Below are 17653 nucleotides of genomic sequence, written 5' to 3'. Positions count from 1 at the left end.
ACAGGTCGGTTCATCTCCCCCTCGGCTTGTAGTGCGCACCAGCGGCCGGTCGGCGTTGCCGGAAGCAGGCGCGTGCTCGAAACGGCGGCCATTATGAACGGCCGTTAGGTTTTGACGCCAGTACGTGCCGCCGCCTTGACGATCATCAATTTCGGGCCGGCACGAGCGCGAACAATGGCCGCTTCATCCCGAGGAGGAGACAACGATGGATCAGGCCGTACATGCCCCCGATTACCTGCGTGACCTGAAAGCCGACTGGCTGGTCAAGCTGCGCGCCGAGGTGATCGAACCGATCCGCTCCAGGGCGGTGGCGCACCCGTTCATCGCCGAGGTGGCCGCCGGCACCTTTCCGGTCCACAAGCTGCGCCGGTTCTTCGCCGACCTGTGCTGGACGGTGATCACCACCCCCGGCGTGGTGGCGAGTCTGGCCGCCCGCACGCCGCACTACGAGCACCCGATCAAGACCAAATTGCTGGAGAACGCCTACACCGAGTGGAACCACGCCTTCGCGCTGTCGCAGACGGTCAACGCCCTGGGCGGTCCGGGTGACCGGATATTCAACGGCCCGGAAACGGCCTGGGAGGCGCTGCCCTATGCCTGGCACCTGCGCAACTGGCAGTTGCTGTACGCCTACAACCAGCCGTGGCTGGAAGGCATCGCCGCGTTCGCGGTCGGTATCGAGGCGCTGGTGCCCAGCATCATCCACCCGCTTTGGAAGGGCTGCGAGCGGCACTACGGCCTCAGGGACGAGGCGCTCGACTGGCTGGTCTGGCACGGCGGCGAAGTGGAGATGCAGCACGGCAACGATGGCCTGTTCATCCTGGAACAGAAAGTCCCGGCCGGGGACCAGGCGCTACAGGCGCAGCTGCGCTCGGTGGTCCACAAGACCATGCTGGTGCTGGGCGAACACTGGCTGGACTACTACTACCGGGCCGACGAAGCCCCGGCCGTCACGGCCGCCTGACCCGCCGTGAGGAACCCGCCATGGGCATGATCAAGGAAATCGACTTTCGCACCGCCCCGCGCCTGTGCAGCGAGGCGCAGGTGCGCGAGGGCGCGCGCAACCTGCTGATCAACTGCTGCGAGCTCCGGCGCGGCACTGAGTTGATGATCGTCAACGAAAACGGTCTGGTGGACCCGGCCGTGGCGGCCATCATCGAGGACGAGGCGCGCCAGCTGGGTGCCCGCGTGCACGTGCTGTGGACGGACGCCATCGCCGGCCCGGACGATGTCCCGCGCGCCCTGCTGGCGGCGGTGAGCCAGGCCGAGGTGGCACTGCTGAATCACCTGATGGCGGCGGTGCTGCGGCTGGTGCCGTTCGAGGGCCGGGGCTTGAAGGTGATGAACCCGCTGACCACCTGGGATCAGCTCGGCTCCGAGTACGCGCGCATTCCGTTCCAGGTCAGCGCCGAGATCCTGCAGGCGCTGGCGCCGCAGCTGGCGGCGGCCGGCGACTACCAGGTCACCTGCCCGCTGGGCACCGACCTGCGCGCGCCGCTGCATCCGAAGCCGGCCGCGCCGACGGCGGTCGACAGCTTCACGCTGCGCACCTTCCCGCTGAGCGTAACGGCGGTTTACTCGTGCCTCGAGGCCAGTGGCCGGCTGGCCATCCGCTGGGTGACGCCCTCGACCATCCGCGTCATGCAGGCCCGCGGCGTGATCCTGCCAAGTCCAGTGCTGGCCACGCTCGAGTGCGGTCGCATGGTGGATTTCGAGGGCGAGCCGGCGGCGGTGGATGCGCTGCGGCGGTACCTGGACGCCGCCGGCGCGGAAATGCACAAGAACGGCTACCTCGTCAATTCCTGGCACGTGGGCACGCACCCGGGCTGCTTTGCGCCGCTGCGGCCGCAGGACGACCTGTTCGGCTGGATCCTGCACGCCCACGGCAACCCGCGCCTGGCGCACTTTCACGTCATCGGCGAAGCGCCGCCGGGCGAGGGCTCGATCCCGCTGCTGGACCCCACGGTGCGCTTCGGCGGCAAGACGCTGTTGGAGCACGGCCGCCTGTTGCTGGCCGATGATCCGGCGTTTCGGGCGCGTATCGCAGCCTGGGGCGATCCGGCCCGGCTGTTACGGAGCAATCCGAACGTGGGGGTGTGACGGGGTGCCGGCGAAGGTGGCGGGCGAGTCGTGAAAACGGTGCCCGCGCCCGTCCTGGCAGCGCAGCGAGTTCACACCGAATCGCAGCTTCCAGGCCGCACGCGGCCGAAGAAATGAGGCCAGGCGGTCAGCCTGCTTTTTGTACCGGAAGGTTCACAATCAATAATGATTCGCGTTTATGATTGAGTCCCCGCCCGCGCCGCCTCTACCTACGGTCCGACCCGCGATGCAACGTTCTCTCGTCCGGCTGCTCGCTTGCCTGTTGTTGGCGCTGCCCCTGCACCGGGCGCTGGCGCAGGATGAAACGGCCGGGCGCCTGGTGCACCTGCTCGATTACATCGGCGTCGATTACGGCGGCGCGGTGGTCGGCGGCGCTGTGGTCAGCAACGCCGAGTACGCCGAGATGCAGGAATTCACCGCCAGCGTGGTGGAGCTGATGGGCGGCCTGCCGCAAAAGCCAGGCCGCGACGAGCTCGTCGCGCAGGCCGCGGTGCTGCGCGCGGCCGTTGATGGCAAGGCGCCGGCCGCCGAGGTGGCCGGTCTGGCGGCGCAGCTCAAGACGCGCGTTGCTGCGCTGTACGAGTTGCGTCTTGCCCCACAACGGGCACCGGACGTGGCCGCCGCGGCGCAGCTCTACGCCGCGCACTGCGCCTCCTGTCACGGCGCCGAGGGTCGCGGCGACGGCCCGGCCGGCCAGAACCTCGAGCCGCCGCCGAGCGATTTTCACGACCCGGTGCGTCAGGGTTCGCAGAGCCTGGCCATGCTCTACAACACCATCAGCTATGGCGTCAGTGGCACCGCCATGAGCGGCTTTGGCAACTTGCCCGAACAGGACCGCTGGGCGCTGGCCTTCTATGTCGGCAGCCTGCGCTACGACGAGGCCACGCGCCGCGCCGGCGCGGCGGCCTGGCAGGACGGTTGTTGCCGGGACCGATTCACAGACCTGTCTGCGGTTGCCGGCGCGGTGCCGGATCAGGTGGGTGGATCGCCGGCCGGCGAGGTGCTCGCTTATCTGCGCAGCACCCCGCAGGCGCTGGGCAACAGCCGCGGCGAATCGCTGGCCCTGGCCCGGCGGCTGCTCGCGCAAAGCCTGGCCAGCTATCGGGCCGGTGACGGCGCGGGTGCCTACCGGCAGGCCTTGGCTGCCTACCTGGACGGCTTCGAGCCGCTGGAGCAGGCCCTGCAGGCGGTCGACCCGGCGCTGCGCCTGGAAGTCGAAAAACGCATGCTGGCGTATCGGGAGCCCTTGCGCGCGAGCGGCTCATCGGCGGATGTCGGGCAGTTGCATGCCGACCTGCTGGCGGCGCTGGACCGGGTCGAGACGGTGCTCGCGGCAGGCAGTCTGGATGCCAAACTGGCCTTTGCGAGCGCGTTTTTCATCCTACTGCGCGAGGGACTCGAGGCGGTGCTGGTGCTGGCGGCCATGTTTGCCTTCCTGGGCAAGGCCGGCCGACGCGAGGCCTACCGCTACCTGCACATCGGCTGGGTCGGGGCGCTGGCGGCTGGCATCGCCACCTGGACGGTCGCCGCCTACGTGATTTCCATCAGCGGCGCGACGCGGGAGCTCAGCGAAGGCTTCACCGCCCTGCTGGCGGCCGGCATCCTGTTCTACATGGGCTTTTGGCTGCACGACAAGGCGCATGCCCAGCGCTGGCAGGCCTACATCAATCAGCACCTCGGCTCCGTGGGCGGGCGGTCGTTGTGGCTGCTGGCGTTCGTGGCCTTCCTCGCGGTGTACCGGGAGGTGTTCGAGACCATCCTGTTTTTCCAGGCGCTGTGGTTGCAGACCACGCCGGCCGGCCAGAGCATGGTGCTGGTCGGGGCGGGGTGCGGCGCGCTGGTGCTGGCGGTAGTCAGCTGGGGCTTGCTGCGCCTGAGCGCCCGCCTGCCGCTGGGGCTGTTCTTCGGCGTCAGCGCTTTTCTGATGTATGTGCTGGCGATCGTGTTCGCCGGCAAGGGCATCGTCGCCCTGCAGGAAGCCGGCATCTTGCCGGCCAGCAGCATCGCCTTCCCGCGCGTGGACTTGCTGGGTATTTACCCGACCGTGCAGAGTCTGGCGGCGCAGGCGGTGCTGATCATCGGTGCTGCCCTGCACTATGGGCTGTCCTCGCGCCAGCGCCGCACGCACTGAACGCTGCCCCTGCGGCCCTGTGTCGCAGGGGCAGCGCGTACCGGATGGATAAAATGATCGGTCGGCAACGCCCCGGGGCCCGCAGCCATGTCGACCGTCTCCTCCTCCAGCGCTCTGCTGCTGGTGTACTTGCGCGCCGTGGCGCTGGCCACGCAGGCATTGGCCGTGCTGCTGGCGACCGGCGTGCTCGGCATGCGGCTGCCGCTGGCGATGGACGGACTGATCCTGGGCGCGCTGGCCTTCATGAACGCGCTGGCCTGGTGGTATGCCAGGCGTGGCGATGAGCCCTCGGCGTGGGTGCTGACTGCCCAGCTGGCGCTCGATATCGTCGGCCTGACAGCCTTCCTCTACTTCAACGGCGGCTATGCCAATCCGTTCGCGTCGCTGTTCCTGCTGCCGCTGGCGGTGGCCGCCACGGTGCTGCCGATGCCCCACACCGCCGGGCTGACGGCGCTGGTGGTGGCCGGCTACAGCCTGGTGATGTTCGCCTACCGACCGCTGCCGCATTACCACGGCAGTCTGGGCGACAGTTTCGACCTGCATCTGCTGGGCATGTGGCTGAGCCTGGTGGTGGCGGCAGTGGTGATCGCGGCCTTCGTGGCGCGCCTGGCGGCGACGCTGCGGGCGCGCGAGGCGCACCTGGCGCAGTTGCGCGAGGCGGCCCTGCGCGGCGAACAACTGGCCGCGCTGGGCGCGCTCGCCGCCGGCACTGCGCACGAACTGAGTACCCCGCTGTCGACCATGGCGGTGCTGGTCGGCGAGCTGCGCCGCGGCGCCGGCGCGGACCAGCGCACCGATCTGGACCTGCTGTCGCAGCAAATCGAGCGCTGCCGCGAGGTGCTGACGCGCAACCTCACCGTCACCGGACAGGGGCGGGCTGAAGGAGGCGGGCGCCTGAGCCTGCAGACCTGGCTGTGCACGCTGGTCGACGACTGGCAGCGCATACGGCCGCAGTCGCAGGTGCGGCTGTCGTGCTCCGGCCCCGGCGAGCCGCCGCAGGTGGTTGTCGACGAAACCCTGCGCCAGGCACTGTGCAGCCTGCTCGACAACGCCGCCGACGCCAGCGCCGCAGTCGATCTGTGCGCGCGCTGGGACGGGCAGGCGGTGCTGATGGAAGTCGCCGACCGCGGGGCGGGTATCCCGAGCGAACTAGCGCCGCGGCTGGGACAGCCGTTCGTCACCGGCAAGCAGGGTGGTCTGGGTCTGGGCGTGTACCTGGCGCGGGCGGTGATCGAACGCCTGGGCGGTCGTCTTGTGATTGCACCCCGCGACGGCGGTGGGACACTCGCGCAGGTATCGCTGCCGCTGGCAGCCCTGGCGGCCTGAGTTGACGGACCACGCCCCCACGCCGGCGGTGGCCACCGCGGCCGAACTGCTGCTGGTCGACGACGATCCCGTGTTCGGCCAGGTGCTGGCAACGGCGCTCGGCCGGCGCGGCTTTCAGGTCACGCTGGCCGCCAGCGTCGCGCAGGCGCGCGATCTGCTGCCGCAGCTGCGCGCCAGCCACGCCGTGCTCGACCTGCGCCTGCCGGACGGCAGCGGGCTGGAGCTGGTGCCCCTGCTGCGCCAGCGACTGCCGCAGGTGCGCATCGTGGTGCTCAGCGGCTACGCCAGCATCCCGACCGCCATCGACGCCATCAAGCTCGGCGCCACCTACTACCTGGCCAAGCCGGTGGATGCCGATGCCGTGGTACGGGCTTTCGATGCCGGCGATGCGGCCCTGCCGGCAATCTGGCCGCTACCGGCCGAGCCGCCGTCGGTGCGGCGCGTGGAGTGGGAACACATCCAGCGCGTACTCAAGGACTGCGGCGGCAACGTGTCGGCCGCCGCGCGCGCTTTGCGCATGCACCGGCGGACCCTGCAGCGCAAGCTGGGCAAACGCAGCGGCAGCCTGTGAAGCGGTGGCCGTGGACGGCCCGGCGGCGATAGCGCGATGATGCTCTTTTGCGACCCGGCGCCGCCGCTTGCGCGCTCGCGGCGCCGATTTGTGAGTCGGTCGCAGCTTCTCTTCTAAATAAAGCGCGCAGGTCGTCGCCGGCCCGCCGGGCGGCCATCGCGCGGCAGGTCGGCCGCAGCCCCAACGGAAACTTCCCATGTCCCCACTAGAGCCTTTCTTGCACACGCCGCGCGTGGCGTATTTCTCCATGGAAATCGCGCTGGAAAGCGCCATCCCCACCTACGCCGGCGGCCTGGGCGTGCTGGCCGGGGACACCGTGCGGGCGGCCGCCGATCTGGAGCTGCCGCTGGTGGCGGTGAGCCTGGTGTCGCGCGGCGGGCATTTTCGCCAGACCTTCGACCCGGCCGGGCGCCAGGTGGAGCAGCCGGCGCCGTGGGAGCCGCGCGAGCACGCCACAGCGCTGGCGGCCAAGGTGGCGCTGACGCTCGAGCAGCGCGAGGTGTGGGTCGGCGGCTGGTTGTACGTGCTGCGGGGCCACCTGGGCGGCGCCCAACCGGTGCTGCTGCTGGACACCGACCTGGACGAGAACCACCCGGACGACCGGCACATCACGCACCGCCTGTATGGCGACAACGGGCCATATCGCCTCAAGCAGGAAGCCGTGCTGGGCATCGGCGGCGTGCGCCTGCTGCAGGCGCTCGGCTTCGAGATTCGCCAGTACCACATGAACGAGGGTCACTCGGCGCTGCTGGCGCTGGAACTGCTGCGCCGGTATGTCCATCGGCCGGAGGAACTGCGGCCGGGCGAGTCGCCCTACGACGTGCCCTTGGTCCGTGGCCAGTGCTGCTTCACCACCCACACCCCGGTCGAGGCCGGGCACGACCGCTTCGGCTACGATTTGGTCCAGCAGGTGCTGGACGACTTCATCCCGCTGGCGGTGCTCAAGCAGCTCGGCGGCGAGGACGCGCTGAACATGACGCGCCTGGCGCTGAACCTGTCCGAATACGTCAACGGCGTGGCGCAGCGCCATGCCGAGGTGTCGCGACGCATGTTCCCCGGCTACCGGGTGCACGCGGTGACCAACGGCGTGCATCCGCACACCTGGACGGCGCCGCCGCTGCGCGCGCTGTACGACCGCTACCTGCCCGGCTGGTGTCACGAGCCGGAGCTGCTGGTGCGCGCCGACTGCTGCGTGCCGCAGGCGGCGCTGCTGCAGGCGCACGCCGAGGCCAAGCAGGCGCTGATCGCGCAGGTCGCCTCGCGCACCGGCGTGGCGCTGGACCCGGCGTTGGCGACCCTGGGCTTTGCCCGGCGCATGACCGCCTACAAGCGCCCGGATTTGTTGTTCACCGACCTCGAGCGGCTGAGGGCCGTCGCCAAGGCGCGGCCGTTCCAGGTGGTGCTGGCCGGCAAGGCGCACCCGCGCGACGAGGGCGGCAAGCAGCTGATCGAACAGCTGCACCGGCACATCCGCGAACTGGCCGGCGCCGTGACCGTGGTCTATCTGCCCGATTACGATCTGGACGCGGCGCTGGCCATCGTCTCCGGCAGCGACGTGTGGCTGAACACGCCGCTGCCGCCGCTGGAGGCCTCCGGCACCAGCGGCATGAAGGCGGCCTTCAACGGCGTGCCGTCGCTGTCGGTGCTGGACGGCTGGTGGGTGGAAGGCTGCATCGAGGGCGTGACCGGCTGGAGCGTGGGTTCCGCCACCGAGGTGGGCCACGAGGCCGACGCCCGCGCCCTGTACGACAAGCTGGAGCAGGTGGTCCTGCCGCTGTACTACGGCCAGCTCGGCGCGGCCGATGGCTGGGTGCGCGTGATGCAGGGCGCCATTGCCAAGAACGCCTCGTTCTTCAACAGCCACCGCATGATGCGCCGCTACGCCACCGAGGCATACATCACCTAAACCCGTCGCCGCGCGGCGGGCGTCGCGAGGAGGTGTCGGCTACTGCAGGGTGCCCTGCGCATGCACCGACGCACCCTGCAGCGCAGGCTGGGCAAGCGCAGCGGCGCTCGGTAAGCGGGCTACCTGCTTGCCCCCTCATTTCGTCGGTGGTTGATCCCGATCAAATGCGATCCGTTCCTGACTGGACCTGTGCCCGGGACACAGGTTCTAAATTGCACAAAACAAGCTTGGAAACCGTCGGGCCGGCCGTCCATCCGGCAATGATTTTTTCGCGTGACTTCGGTTACGCAGGCAGTTCTGGGCGGCATGCGGCTTTCTTCATCGAAGCAAGGTCTGGGATGAGGTGACGTATCCGGTCGGGTCGGCGCAATCCGCACCCGTGGTCACGTGGATGGGCAAGGCGGGTGCCGGTACCGCCTTGATAGCTTGGTAAATCGACGGGGCCAGCGGCCCCGCAGGAGTGATCTGCAATGAACATACGACCTTTGGCATGGACCCTGACGGCTGCCCTGGCGTTCTCGGGCAGCGCCCTGGCGCAGGGCAAGATGGGGATGGGCATGCACGGGATGATGATGGGCGAGGGCGACCAGAAGGTGAGCAAGGAGGAGTTCCTCAAGCACGCCGAGGCGCGCTTCGCCCGCATGGACGCCAACAAGGACGGTGTCATCGATGCCACCGACCGCGCCGCCATGCGCAAGCGCATGCAGGACTGCATGGGCATGATGGACGGCGGCGGCATGGGCGGGATGGGTGGCGATATGCAGGGCGGCGCCGCCAGTGGCGCGGACCAGGACCACGAGGCGCATCATCCCAAACCGTGACCGGTAGGGCCGCGCCTTCCGGTGCGGCCCTTGCCTTGTCCAGCGAACAAAAGGGGGTTGCCCACGAACACGCTCGGGGTCCGAGCATTCGGTGGCGCCGTGGTGGTGGTCAATTTTCTGGACGGCGCGACGGTTTTCGTCGCCGGCATATTGCCCGCGTTCTTCTACGACCTCCTGGCCGGTGGCGCCCGGGACGGCCACACGTAACGGCTATTCGACACGGAGACCGACATGGCGAAAGACCCGGTATGTGGCATGCAGGTGGCGGAGGACCGGGCGGCAGCCACGGCGCAGCACGCTGGCGTGACGTTTTATTTCTGCTCCAGTCGCTGTCATGACCGCTTCGTCGCCGATCCGGCGGCGTTTGTGACCGCTGGCACCGGCGACCAGGGTCACGATGCGCTCCGGCCCACGCCGCCGGCCCCAGCGGGGGCGATGTACACCTGCCCCATGCACCCCGAGGTGCGCCAGGACCATCCGGGCGCCTGCCCGATCTGCGGCATGGCGCTGGAGCCGGTGACGGTCAGCGCCGAGCCGCAGGACAACCCGGAGCTCACCGACATGACCCGCCGGCTGTGGCTGGCGGCTGCGTTCACGCTGCCGGTGCTGGTGCTGGCCATGGGCGCGATGCTGCCTGGCCTTGCCGGCCTGCTGCCGCACGGCGCCACCGGACGCTGGCTGGAGCTGGCGCTCGCCACGCCCGTGGTGCTGTGGTGCGGTTGGCCATTTTTCGTGCGCGGCTGGCGCTCGGTGCGCACCTGGCATCTGAACATGTTCACGCTGATCGGGCTCGGCGTCGGCGTGGCCTACGTCTATAGCCTGGTCGCCACGCTGGCGCCGGATCTGTTTCCGGACTCGTTCCGCGACGCGGGCGGACGGGTTGCGGTGTACTTCGAAGCGGCGGCGGTCATCGTCACCCTGGTGTTGCTCGGTCAGGTCATGGAGCTGCGCGCGCGCAGTTCGACCAACTCCGCCATCAAGGCGCTGCTGGGTCTGGCGCCCAAGACTGCCCGGCGTATCGAGGCCGACGGCAGCGAGCGCGACGTGCCGCTCGAAGAAGTGCAGATCGGCGACCGGCTGCGGGTGCGGCCGGGCGAGAAGGTGCCGGTGGACGGCGTGGTGCGGGAAGGCCACAGCGCCGTCGACGAATCCATGATCTCCGGCGAACCGATCCCGATCGAGAAGGCGGCGGGCGACAGCGTGATCGGTGCCACCGTCAATGGCACCGGCTCGCTGGTCATCGAGGCCCAGCGGGTGGGCAGCGATACGCTGCTCGCGCAGATCGTGCAGATGGTGGCCGAGGCCAGCCGTTCGCGCGCGCCCATCCAGAACCTGGTTGACGTGGTTGCCGCGTACTTCGTCCAGGCGGTGGTCGGCAGCGCCATCCTCACTTTCATCATCTGGAGCGTCTGGGGGCCGCCGCCGGCCATGGCCTATGCGCTCATCAACGCGGTGGCGGTGCTGATCATCGCCTGCCCCTGCGCGCTGGGGCTGGCCACGCCCATGTCGATCATGGTGGCGAGCGGCAAGGGCGCCTCGCTGGGAGTGCTGTTCAAGAGCGCCGAGGCCATCCAGACCCTGCGCGACGTTGACACCCTGGTGGTCGACAAGACCGGCACCCTCACCGAAGGCCGACCGCGGTTGCAGGAGGTGGTGGTTGCCGAAGGCTTCGACGAAAGCGAAGTCCTGCGCCTGGCAGCGACGCTGGAGCGTGGCAGCGAGCACCCATTGGCGGCCGCCATCGTCGAAGGCGCAAAGGCGCGCGGCATCGAGCCGGGCAGCTACGAGGATTTCGATTCGGTGACCGGCCAAGGCGTGCGCGGGCGCGTTGAGGGCCGGGCGGTGGCGCTCGGCAACCGCGCGCTGATGGACGCGCTGGGCGTCGAGATCGGCGCGCTGGCCGAGCGCGCCGAGGCCCTGCGCGGCGAGGGCAAGACCGCCATGTTCCTGGCCGTGGACGGTCGCGCCGCCGGCCTGGTGGCGGTGGCCGATCCGATCAAGGAAACCACGCCCGCCGCCATCCGCGCGCTGCACGAGGAGGGCATCCGCATCGTCATGCTCACCGGCGACAGCGCCACCACGGCCCGCGCGGTGGCCCGGCAGCTTGGCATCGACGAGGTGATGGCCGAGGTGCAGCCGGACCAGAAGGCGCAGAAGATCAAGGAACTGCAGGCCCAGGGCCGCTTCGTCGCCATGGCCGGCGACGGCATCAACGACGCCCCGGCGCTGGCCCAGGCGCAGGTCGGCATCGCCATGGGCACCGGTACCGACGTGGCCATGGAAAGCGCCGGCGTGACCCTGGTGAAGGGTGATCTGACCGGCATCGTGCGCGCCATCCGCCTGTCCCGCGCCACCATGCGCAACATCCGCCAGAACCTGTGGTTCGCCTTCGGCTACAACAGCCTGGGCGTGCCCATCGCCGCCGGCGTGCTGTATCCGTTCTTCGGCATTCTGCTGTCGCCGGTGATCGCGGCGGCCGCCATGTCGTTCAGCTCGGTGTCGGTGATCGGCAATGCGCTGCGGCTGCGGCGGGTGACGGTGTAGCGCAGTGGTCGGTTTCGGCCAGTCCCAGGCCGAACTGATCTGCATCGGCCACATCGTCGGCGTGCAGGGGCCGGTGGTGGAGATTGCCTGCGAGCGCCTGCCGCCGCTGCGTCAGGCGCTGCTGACGCGTTTCGATCACGAGGCCTATCTGTTCGAGGTGCACCAGCACCTGGATGAGCACCACCTGCGCGCCGTGACGCTGCACGGCACCAGCGGGCTGACGCGCGGCATGCCGGTGTACGACACCGGCGCGCCGCTGCATGTGCCGGTGTCGGCCGATTGCCTGGGCCGGGTGCTGAACGTGTTCGGCGAGCCGCAGGACGGCGGCCCGCCGCTGGCCGGCGGCGCCTTTCGCAACGTGCACCAGCCGCCGCCGGCGCTGCGTGATGTGCGCGGCGTGAGTGAGCTGCTGCCCACCGGCATCAAAGTGATCGATCTGCTGTGCCCGTTCTTTCGCGGCGGTAAGACCGGGTTGTTCGGCGGCGCCGGGGTCGGCAAGACGGTGCTGATCATGGAGTTCATGCACGCTATCGAGGCGGTGCACCAGGGCGTGTCGGTGTTCGCCGGGGTCGGCGAGCGCATCCGCGAGGGCCACGAACTGTGGCACGACATGCAAGCGACAGGCGTCATGGCCAATGCGCTGCTGGTGTTCGGCGAGATGGACGAATCGCCCGGGGTGCGCTTTCGCGTGGCGCTGACCGCGCTCACCTATGCCGAATACCTGCGCGACACCCAGCACCGCGAGGTGCTGCTGCTGGTCGACAACATCTACCGCATGGTGCAGGCCGGCAGCGAGGTGTCCAGCCTGCTCGGGCGCATGCCGGCCACGGTCGGTTACCAGCCGACGCTGGGCACCGAGATCGCCGAGGTCGAGGACCGCATCGCCTCCACCGCGGCCGGCGCGGTGACCTCGGTGCAGGCGGTGTATGTGCCGGCGGACGATCTGACCGACCCGGCGGTGAGTGCCATCCTCGGACATCTGGACACCACGGTGATTCTGTCGCGCCGGCAGGCGGGGCAGGGCCTGTACCCGGCGGTGGACCCGCTGCGCTCGTTCAGCAAGCTGGCCGACCGCCACAGCGTCGGCGACCGCCACTACCGGGTGGCGGAGGCGGTGCGCGAGCACATCGCCCGCTACCGCAAGCTCGAGGACATCATCGCCATGCTCGGCCTGCAGGAGCTGGCGGCCGAGGACCGGCAGATCGTGCACCGCGCCAGGCGCCTGGAGCGTTATCTGACCCAGCCGTTTTTCGTCACCGCCCAGCACTCGGGCCTTGCCGGCGCCAGCGTCACGCTCGACGACTGCCTGGCCGACTGCGAGGCGATCCTGGGCGGCCGCCACGACGACTGGCCGGAGGAACGCTTCTACATGCGCGGCACTCTTGCGGATGCCGCCTCGTGAGCACCTTCACCCTGCACCTGCACAGCATGACGGCGGCGCGCAGCGTGCCCGGCGTGCGCAGCCTGGTGGCGCGTGACGCCAGCGGTAGCTTCGGCATCCAGGCCGGCCATGAGGACTTCCTGACCGCGCTCGAATTCGGCCTCGCCCGCTACCGCACCGGTGCCGTCGACTGGCAGTACCTGGCGTTGCCGGGTGGCATCCTGCGCGTGGCGGCCGGCGCCGTGTGGCTGTTCACCCGCCGCTACCTCGAGGACAGCGACTACCGGCGCCTGGGCGGGGAACTCGAGCGCCAGTTGCGCGCCGAGGAGGAGGCGCTGCGCGAGACGCGCGTGAGTCTGCAGCAGATGGAACAGCAGCTGCTGCGCCGGCTGTGGGAGCTCGAACAGCGGGGATCGCCGGCATGAACGACGGTCGGCGGCTGCGCGAGGAAGTGGACCGCGACGCCCGCCGGCTCGACGCGGCCCGCCGCGGCAAGCGCAGCGTGCTGGCCCAGGCGCGCTTTCTGGGCACGCTGGGGCTGGTGATGGTGCTGCCCATGGTGGCGGGGGCCTATCTGGGCCGCTGGCTGGATGAGCGCCTGCCCGGTTATTCGCAATCCTGGACCCTCAGTCTGCTGCTGCTCGGCGTGCTGGTGGGGGCGATCAACGTGTACCTGATGCTGCGGGATTGATGGAGATGGACGGCAACGATCTGCTGGGCATGCCGGGTATGGAACTGGGGCCGCTTCGGCTGTCCGAATCCCTGTTCGGCAGCCTCGCGGTGAGTCTGCTGCTGGTGGGGCTGGCGGCGCTGCTGGGGCTGCGCCTGCGCGCCGCGCCGGGCCCCTGGCAGACCGCGGTCGAGGGGCTGGTCGGCGCCGCCGAGTCGGCGGTGCGGGTGCTGGTCGAGGACCAGGCGCCGCGGGTGCTGCCCTTCGTGGCGACGCTGTGGGTGTTTTTGCTGTGCGCCAACCTGGTCGGCCTGGTGCCGGGGCTGGAGTCGCCGACCCGCGACCTGTCGGTCACCGCGGCGCTGGCGGTGCTGGTGTTTTTCTCGGTGCACTGGTTCGGCATCCGTGCCAGCGGCTGGCGCGCCTACCTGCGCCATTACCTGCAGCCGAGCCCGCTGATGCTGCCGTTTCACCTGGTCAGCGAGTTCACCCGCACCCTGGCGCTGGCGGTGCGCCTGTTCGGCAACATCATGAGCCTGGAACTGACCGCGCTGCTGGTGCTGACGGTGGCCGGCCTGCTGGTGCCGGTGCCGATCCTGCTGCTGCACGTCATCGAGGCCGTGGTACAGGCCTATATCTTCGGCATGCTGGCGCTGGTGTACATCGCCGGCGGCATGCAGGCGCATGAGCAAACCCACGGCGAAGGAGGATAGTCGAATGTCCGATATGAGTTGGCTGGTGATCGCCAGCACGGTGGTGGCGGTGCTCGGCATCGCGCTGGGGGTGATGCTGCCGGCGCTGGCCATGGGCCGCGCCATCAGCCAGGCACTGGATGCCATCGCCCGCCAGCCGGAGGCCGAACCGGCGATCTCGCGGCTGCTGTTCATCGGTCTGGCGATGATCGAATCGCTGGCCATCTACTGCCTGGTGATCATCCTCATCGTGCTGTTCCGCAACCCGCTGCTCGCCTACCTGCCGTGAGAGCTTGTGAGTTTTTCAAGCTCTCTGCCGGCCAGGGATGGCCGGTCACGGATCGAGCACACCAGTGCTTGATCCGTGGGAGCAAGTCCGGGCGTGTACCGGAGTTGCGACAGAATCAATGCACAGGATGTGCATTGATTCATAGACTTATGAGGCCGGCATGGAATTCAGCTGGCTGACCTTCGGCTTCGAGATCGTCAACTTTCTGGTGCTGGTGTGGCTGCTGCACCGGCTGCTGTACCGGCCGGTGCTGGCCATGATCCAGCGCCGCCGCGACGAGATCGCCGCCGTAGCCCGTGCCGCTGCAGCCCAGCAAGCCGAGGCCGAGCAGCGCAAGGCCGAGTACGACCGCCGCCTGGAGGATTGGGGCGGCGAGCGCACCAAGGCGCGCCGCGAGCTGGACGAGGAACTCGAGCGCGAGCGCGAGCGCCGCCTGCAGGCGCTGGAGGCGGAACTGGCCGACCGCCGCCGGCGCGAGGAAGCCCTCGCCAGCCGGCAGGCCGAGCAGGCCCGCGAGGCGGCCGAGCGCGCCGCGCTGGCCCTGGCCGGGCGCTTTGCCGCGCGCCTGCTCGGCGCCGCCGCCGGGCCGCAGCTGCAGGCGCGGCTGCTGCAGTTGTTGGTGGATGACCTGGCGGCCCTGCCGGCCGAACGCCGGGCGGCGCTGCGCGAGGCCTTGGCCAGCGCCGCGGCGCCGCTGCAGGTGATCAGCGCCTACCCGCTCGATGACGCGCAGCGGGCCGACCTGGCCCAGGCGCTGGCGGCGCTGATCGGCGGCAGCGCACCGGCGATGAGCTATGCCGAGGATCCGGCCCTGCTGGCCGGGGTGCGGTTGCAGGTTGGCGCCTGGCAACTGGGCGCCAACCTGCAGGACGAGCTGCAGGCGTTTACCGAGCTGCTGCCGACCGATGGCTGAGGACGCTGCCCTGGCCTCGCCGCTGGCCCGCGCCCGCGCCTGGCTGGCGGACTACCGGCCCGGCCTGCGGGCGCGCGAGCTGGGGGTGGTGCAGTCGGTGGGCGACGGCATCGCCTGGGTGGCGGGCCTGCCGTCGGCGGCCATGGACGAGCTGCTGCGCTTCGAGGATGGCAGTCTGGGGCAGGTCTTTCAGCTCAGCGACGCGCGCCTGGGCGCCGTGCTGCTGCACCAGACCGGCGGACTCGCTGCCGGCACCCGGGCCGCCCTGGGCGGCCGCGTGCTGGACCTGCCGGTTGGCGATGGCCTGCTCGGCCGGGTGGTGGACCCGCTGGGCCGGCCGCTTGACGGTGACTCGGCGCCGCAGGCCAACCAGCGCCGGCCGCTGGAAGCGCCGGCGCCGCCGATGATCGAACGCGATTTCGTCACCGAGCCCCTGCTGACCGGCAGCAAGATCATCGACACCATGCTGCCCATCGGCCGCGGTCAGCGTCAGCTCATCATCGGCGACGAGGGCACCGGCCGCAGCGCCCTGGCGCTGGACGCGGTGCTGAATCAAAAGGACAGCGGCGTGCGCTGCGTCTACGTGCTGATCGGCCAGAAGCGCTCGGCTGTGGTCAGTACCCTGGAACTGCTGCGCGAGCACGGCGCGCTGGCCTACACCACGGTGGTGGTGGGCGAGGCCAGCGCCCTGCCGGGCCTGCAATACCTGGCGCCCTTCGCCGGCTGCACCCTGGCCGAAGCCTGGATGCACGCCGGGCATGACACCCTGGTGGTGTACGACGACCTCAGCGCCCATGCCCGCGCCTACCGCGAGCTGTCGCTGCTGCTGCGCCGGCCGCCGGGGCGCGAAGCCTACCCCGGCGACATCTTCTACCTGCACGCGCGGCTGCTGGAGCGGGCCACGCACCTGGCGGCCGACGCCGGCGGTGGCAGCATGACCGCGCTGCCCATCGTCGAGACCCAGCAGGGCGAGATCGCCGCCTACATCCCGACCAACCTGATCTCGATCACCGACGGCCAGATCTACCTGGATGCCGAGCTGTTCGCCGGCGGCTTTCGGCCGGCCATCGACATCGCGCTGTCCGTGTCGCGCATCGGCGGCAAGGCGCAGCACCCGCGCATCCGCGAGGCCGCCGGCAGCATCAAGCTCGAATACCTGCAGTTCCAGGAGCTGGAGCTGTTCACCCGTTTCGGCGCACGCCTGGAGCCGGCCATGCAGGCGCGGCTTGCGCGCGGGCGGGTGCTGCGCGAACTGCTCAAGCAGGAGCGCCTGGCGCCGGTGTCGGCCGCCGCTCAGTTGGCCTGGCTGCTGGCCTTCAAGCACCAGCTGCTGGACGCCGTGCCGCCGGCCGAGGTGGCCGGCACGCTGGCGCGGCTGCTGGCCGGCCTCGGCGGCAGCGGCCTCGACCTCGGCAGTCCGGAGGCCGACTGGCTGGCCTGGCTGCGCGCCGCGTTGGCCAAGGGCTCATGAGCCGCTACCGCGAGCTCACCCAGCACCTCAAGGGGCTGGAGGACATGCGCGCCATCCTGGCCGGCATGCGCACCCTGGCGGCGGTGGAGCTGCAACGGGTGACGCGCCTGCAGGACGCCAGCGAGCAGTTGCGCCAGGGGCTCGAAGCCGCCGTGGCGGCCCATTTCGCCGGTCGGCCCCCGCCACCGGCGACGGCGGATGTCGGCGTGTGCGTGCTGCTGGGCAGCGAAAAAGGCCTGTGCGGCGATTTCAACGAACGCCTGCTGGCCGCCGCGGCGGGCGACGCCCAGCCGCTGGTGCTGGTGGGCTCCAAGCTCACGGCCACCGCCTTGCGGATGCCGGCCGTCGCGGCGCGCTGCCCGGGGGCGCTGGCGGCTGACGATGTGGGGCCGGTGCTGACCGGCCTGGCGCAGACCCTGGCCGGACTGAATGCAGCCGGCGGGCGGCTGGACGTGCTCTGCCACGAGCCGCAGCAGCACCGCGTGCGCCGGGTGGCGGTGCTGCCGCCGCCAACGGGCGGGACAGCGTCCGACGCCACGCCGCGCCTGCAACTGCCGGCGCCGCAGTTCGCGGCGGCGCTGCTGGAGCAGTACCTGTTCGCGGTGTTCAACGGCCTGCTGATCGGCTCGCTGCTGGTCGAGAACCAGCAGCGCATCGCCCACCTGCAGGCGGCCCTGCAGCGGCTCGATGACCGCTGCGATGAGCTGCGCCAGCGCCAGCGCCACGCGCGCCAGGAGCAGATCATCGAGGAGGTCGAGGTGGCGCTGAGCGTAGCCGGCGCGGGGCACTGAACGCCGATGGCTGAGGATGCTGCCGTTGCCTTGCCCCTGGGCCCGCG

The 17653-nt window shown here is 70.1% G+C and carries 16 protein-coding genes; all 16 read left to right on the top strand.

Going from position 1 to position 17653, the window contains the following annotated elements; genetic code table 11:
* The first annotated feature begins 205 nt into the window (after positions 1-205).
* The 16 genes from H5U26_RS12135 (at position 206) to H5U26_RS12060 (ending at position 17606) form a co-directional block, all read left to right on the top strand.
* Positions 206-964: an iron-containing redox enzyme family protein gene (locus H5U26_RS12135; protein WP_290620040.1), complete on the top strand. Its 759-nt coding sequence runs from the start codon at positions 206-208 to the stop codon at positions 962-964.
* A gap of 20 nt (positions 965-984) precedes the next feature.
* Complete coding sequence (locus tag H5U26_RS12130; RefSeq protein ID WP_290620038.1) at positions 985-2100, top strand: hypothetical protein; 1116 nt, start codon at positions 985-987, stop codon at positions 2098-2100.
* A gap of 226 nt (positions 2101-2326) precedes the next feature.
* Entirely contained in the window at positions 2327-4231 is a 1905-nt protein-coding gene (locus H5U26_RS12125; RefSeq protein ID WP_290620036.1) for a cytochrome c/FTR1 family iron permease, read from the top strand.
* Positions 4232-4318: 87 nt separating this feature from the next.
* Positions 4319-5557: an ATP-binding protein gene (locus H5U26_RS12120; RefSeq protein ID WP_290620034.1), complete on the top strand. Its 1239-nt coding sequence runs from the start codon at positions 4319-4321 to the stop codon at positions 5555-5557.
* Position 5558: 1 nt separating this feature from the next.
* Positions 5559-6128: a response regulator gene (locus tag H5U26_RS12115; RefSeq protein ID WP_290620032.1), complete on the top strand. Its 570-nt coding sequence runs from the start codon at positions 5559-5561 to the stop codon at positions 6126-6128.
* 196 nt (positions 6129-6324) lie between these two features.
* Positions 6325-8034 carry an alpha-glucan family phosphorylase gene (glgP, locus tag H5U26_RS12110; RefSeq protein WP_290620030.1) on the top strand — a complete coding sequence of 570 codons (1710 nt, stop codon included), beginning with the start codon at positions 6325-6327 and terminating at the stop codon, positions 8032-8034.
* A gap of 470 nt (positions 8035-8504) precedes the next feature.
* Positions 8505-8855 (top strand): hypothetical protein, encoded by a 351-nt coding sequence (locus tag H5U26_RS12105; RefSeq protein ID WP_290620028.1) that lies wholly within the window; start codon positions 8505-8507, stop codon positions 8853-8855.
* A gap of 231 nt (positions 8856-9086) precedes the next feature.
* On the top strand, positions 9087-11399 hold the full coding sequence (locus tag H5U26_RS12100; RefSeq protein WP_290620026.1) for a heavy metal translocating P-type ATPase: 2313 nt from the start codon (positions 9087-9089) through the stop codon (positions 11397-11399).
* 4 nt (positions 11400-11403) lie between these two features.
* Positions 11404-12801 carry a F0F1 ATP synthase subunit beta gene (atpD, locus tag H5U26_RS12095; RefSeq protein WP_290620024.1) on the top strand — a complete coding sequence of 466 codons (1398 nt, stop codon included), beginning with the start codon at positions 11404-11406 and terminating at the stop codon, positions 12799-12801.
* Positions 12798-13205, top strand: a complete 408-nt coding sequence (locus tag H5U26_RS12090; protein WP_290620022.1) for a hypothetical protein — start codon at positions 12798-12800, stop codon at positions 13203-13205. Before atpD ends, H5U26_RS12090 begins: the two co-directional genes overlap by 4 nt.
* Positions 13202-13471: an AtpZ/AtpI family protein gene (locus tag H5U26_RS12085; protein WP_290620020.1), complete on the top strand. Its 270-nt coding sequence runs from the start codon at positions 13202-13204 to the stop codon at positions 13469-13471. Before H5U26_RS12090 ends, H5U26_RS12085 begins: the two co-directional genes overlap by 4 nt.
* Positions 13472-13476: 5 nt before the next feature.
* Positions 13477-14163, top strand: coding sequence for a F0F1 ATP synthase subunit A (locus H5U26_RS12080; RefSeq protein WP_290620018.1), 687 nt, complete (start codon positions 13477-13479; stop codon positions 14161-14163).
* A gap of 4 nt (positions 14164-14167) precedes the next feature.
* Positions 14168-14431: a hypothetical protein gene (locus tag H5U26_RS12075; protein WP_290620017.1), complete on the top strand. Its 264-nt coding sequence runs from the start codon at positions 14168-14170 to the stop codon at positions 14429-14431.
* A 160-nt stretch (positions 14432-14591) separates the two neighbouring features.
* Complete coding sequence (locus tag H5U26_RS12070) at positions 14592-15344, top strand: F0F1 ATP synthase subunit delta (RefSeq protein ID WP_290620016.1); 753 nt, start codon at positions 14592-14594, stop codon at positions 15342-15344.
* Positions 15337-16815, top strand: coding sequence for a F0F1 ATP synthase subunit alpha (locus tag H5U26_RS12065; protein WP_290620014.1), 1479 nt, complete (start codon positions 15337-15339; stop codon positions 16813-16815). Before H5U26_RS12070 ends, H5U26_RS12065 begins: the two co-directional genes overlap by 8 nt.
* A complete protein-coding gene (locus H5U26_RS12060; RefSeq protein ID WP_290620012.1) occupies positions 16812-17606 on the top strand; it encodes a F0F1 ATP synthase subunit gamma in 795 nt (264 codons plus the stop codon). Before H5U26_RS12065 ends, H5U26_RS12060 begins: the two co-directional genes overlap by 4 nt.
* Positions 17607-17653 lie beyond the last annotated feature (47 nt).

This window comes from Immundisolibacter sp. (assembly GCF_014359565.1).
Classification (GTDB): domain Bacteria; phylum Pseudomonadota; class Gammaproteobacteria; order Immundisolibacterales; family Immundisolibacteraceae; genus Immundisolibacter.
The sequence above is the reverse complement of the archived record's forward strand: the minus strand, read 5'-3'. Positions and strand labels throughout refer to the sequence as shown.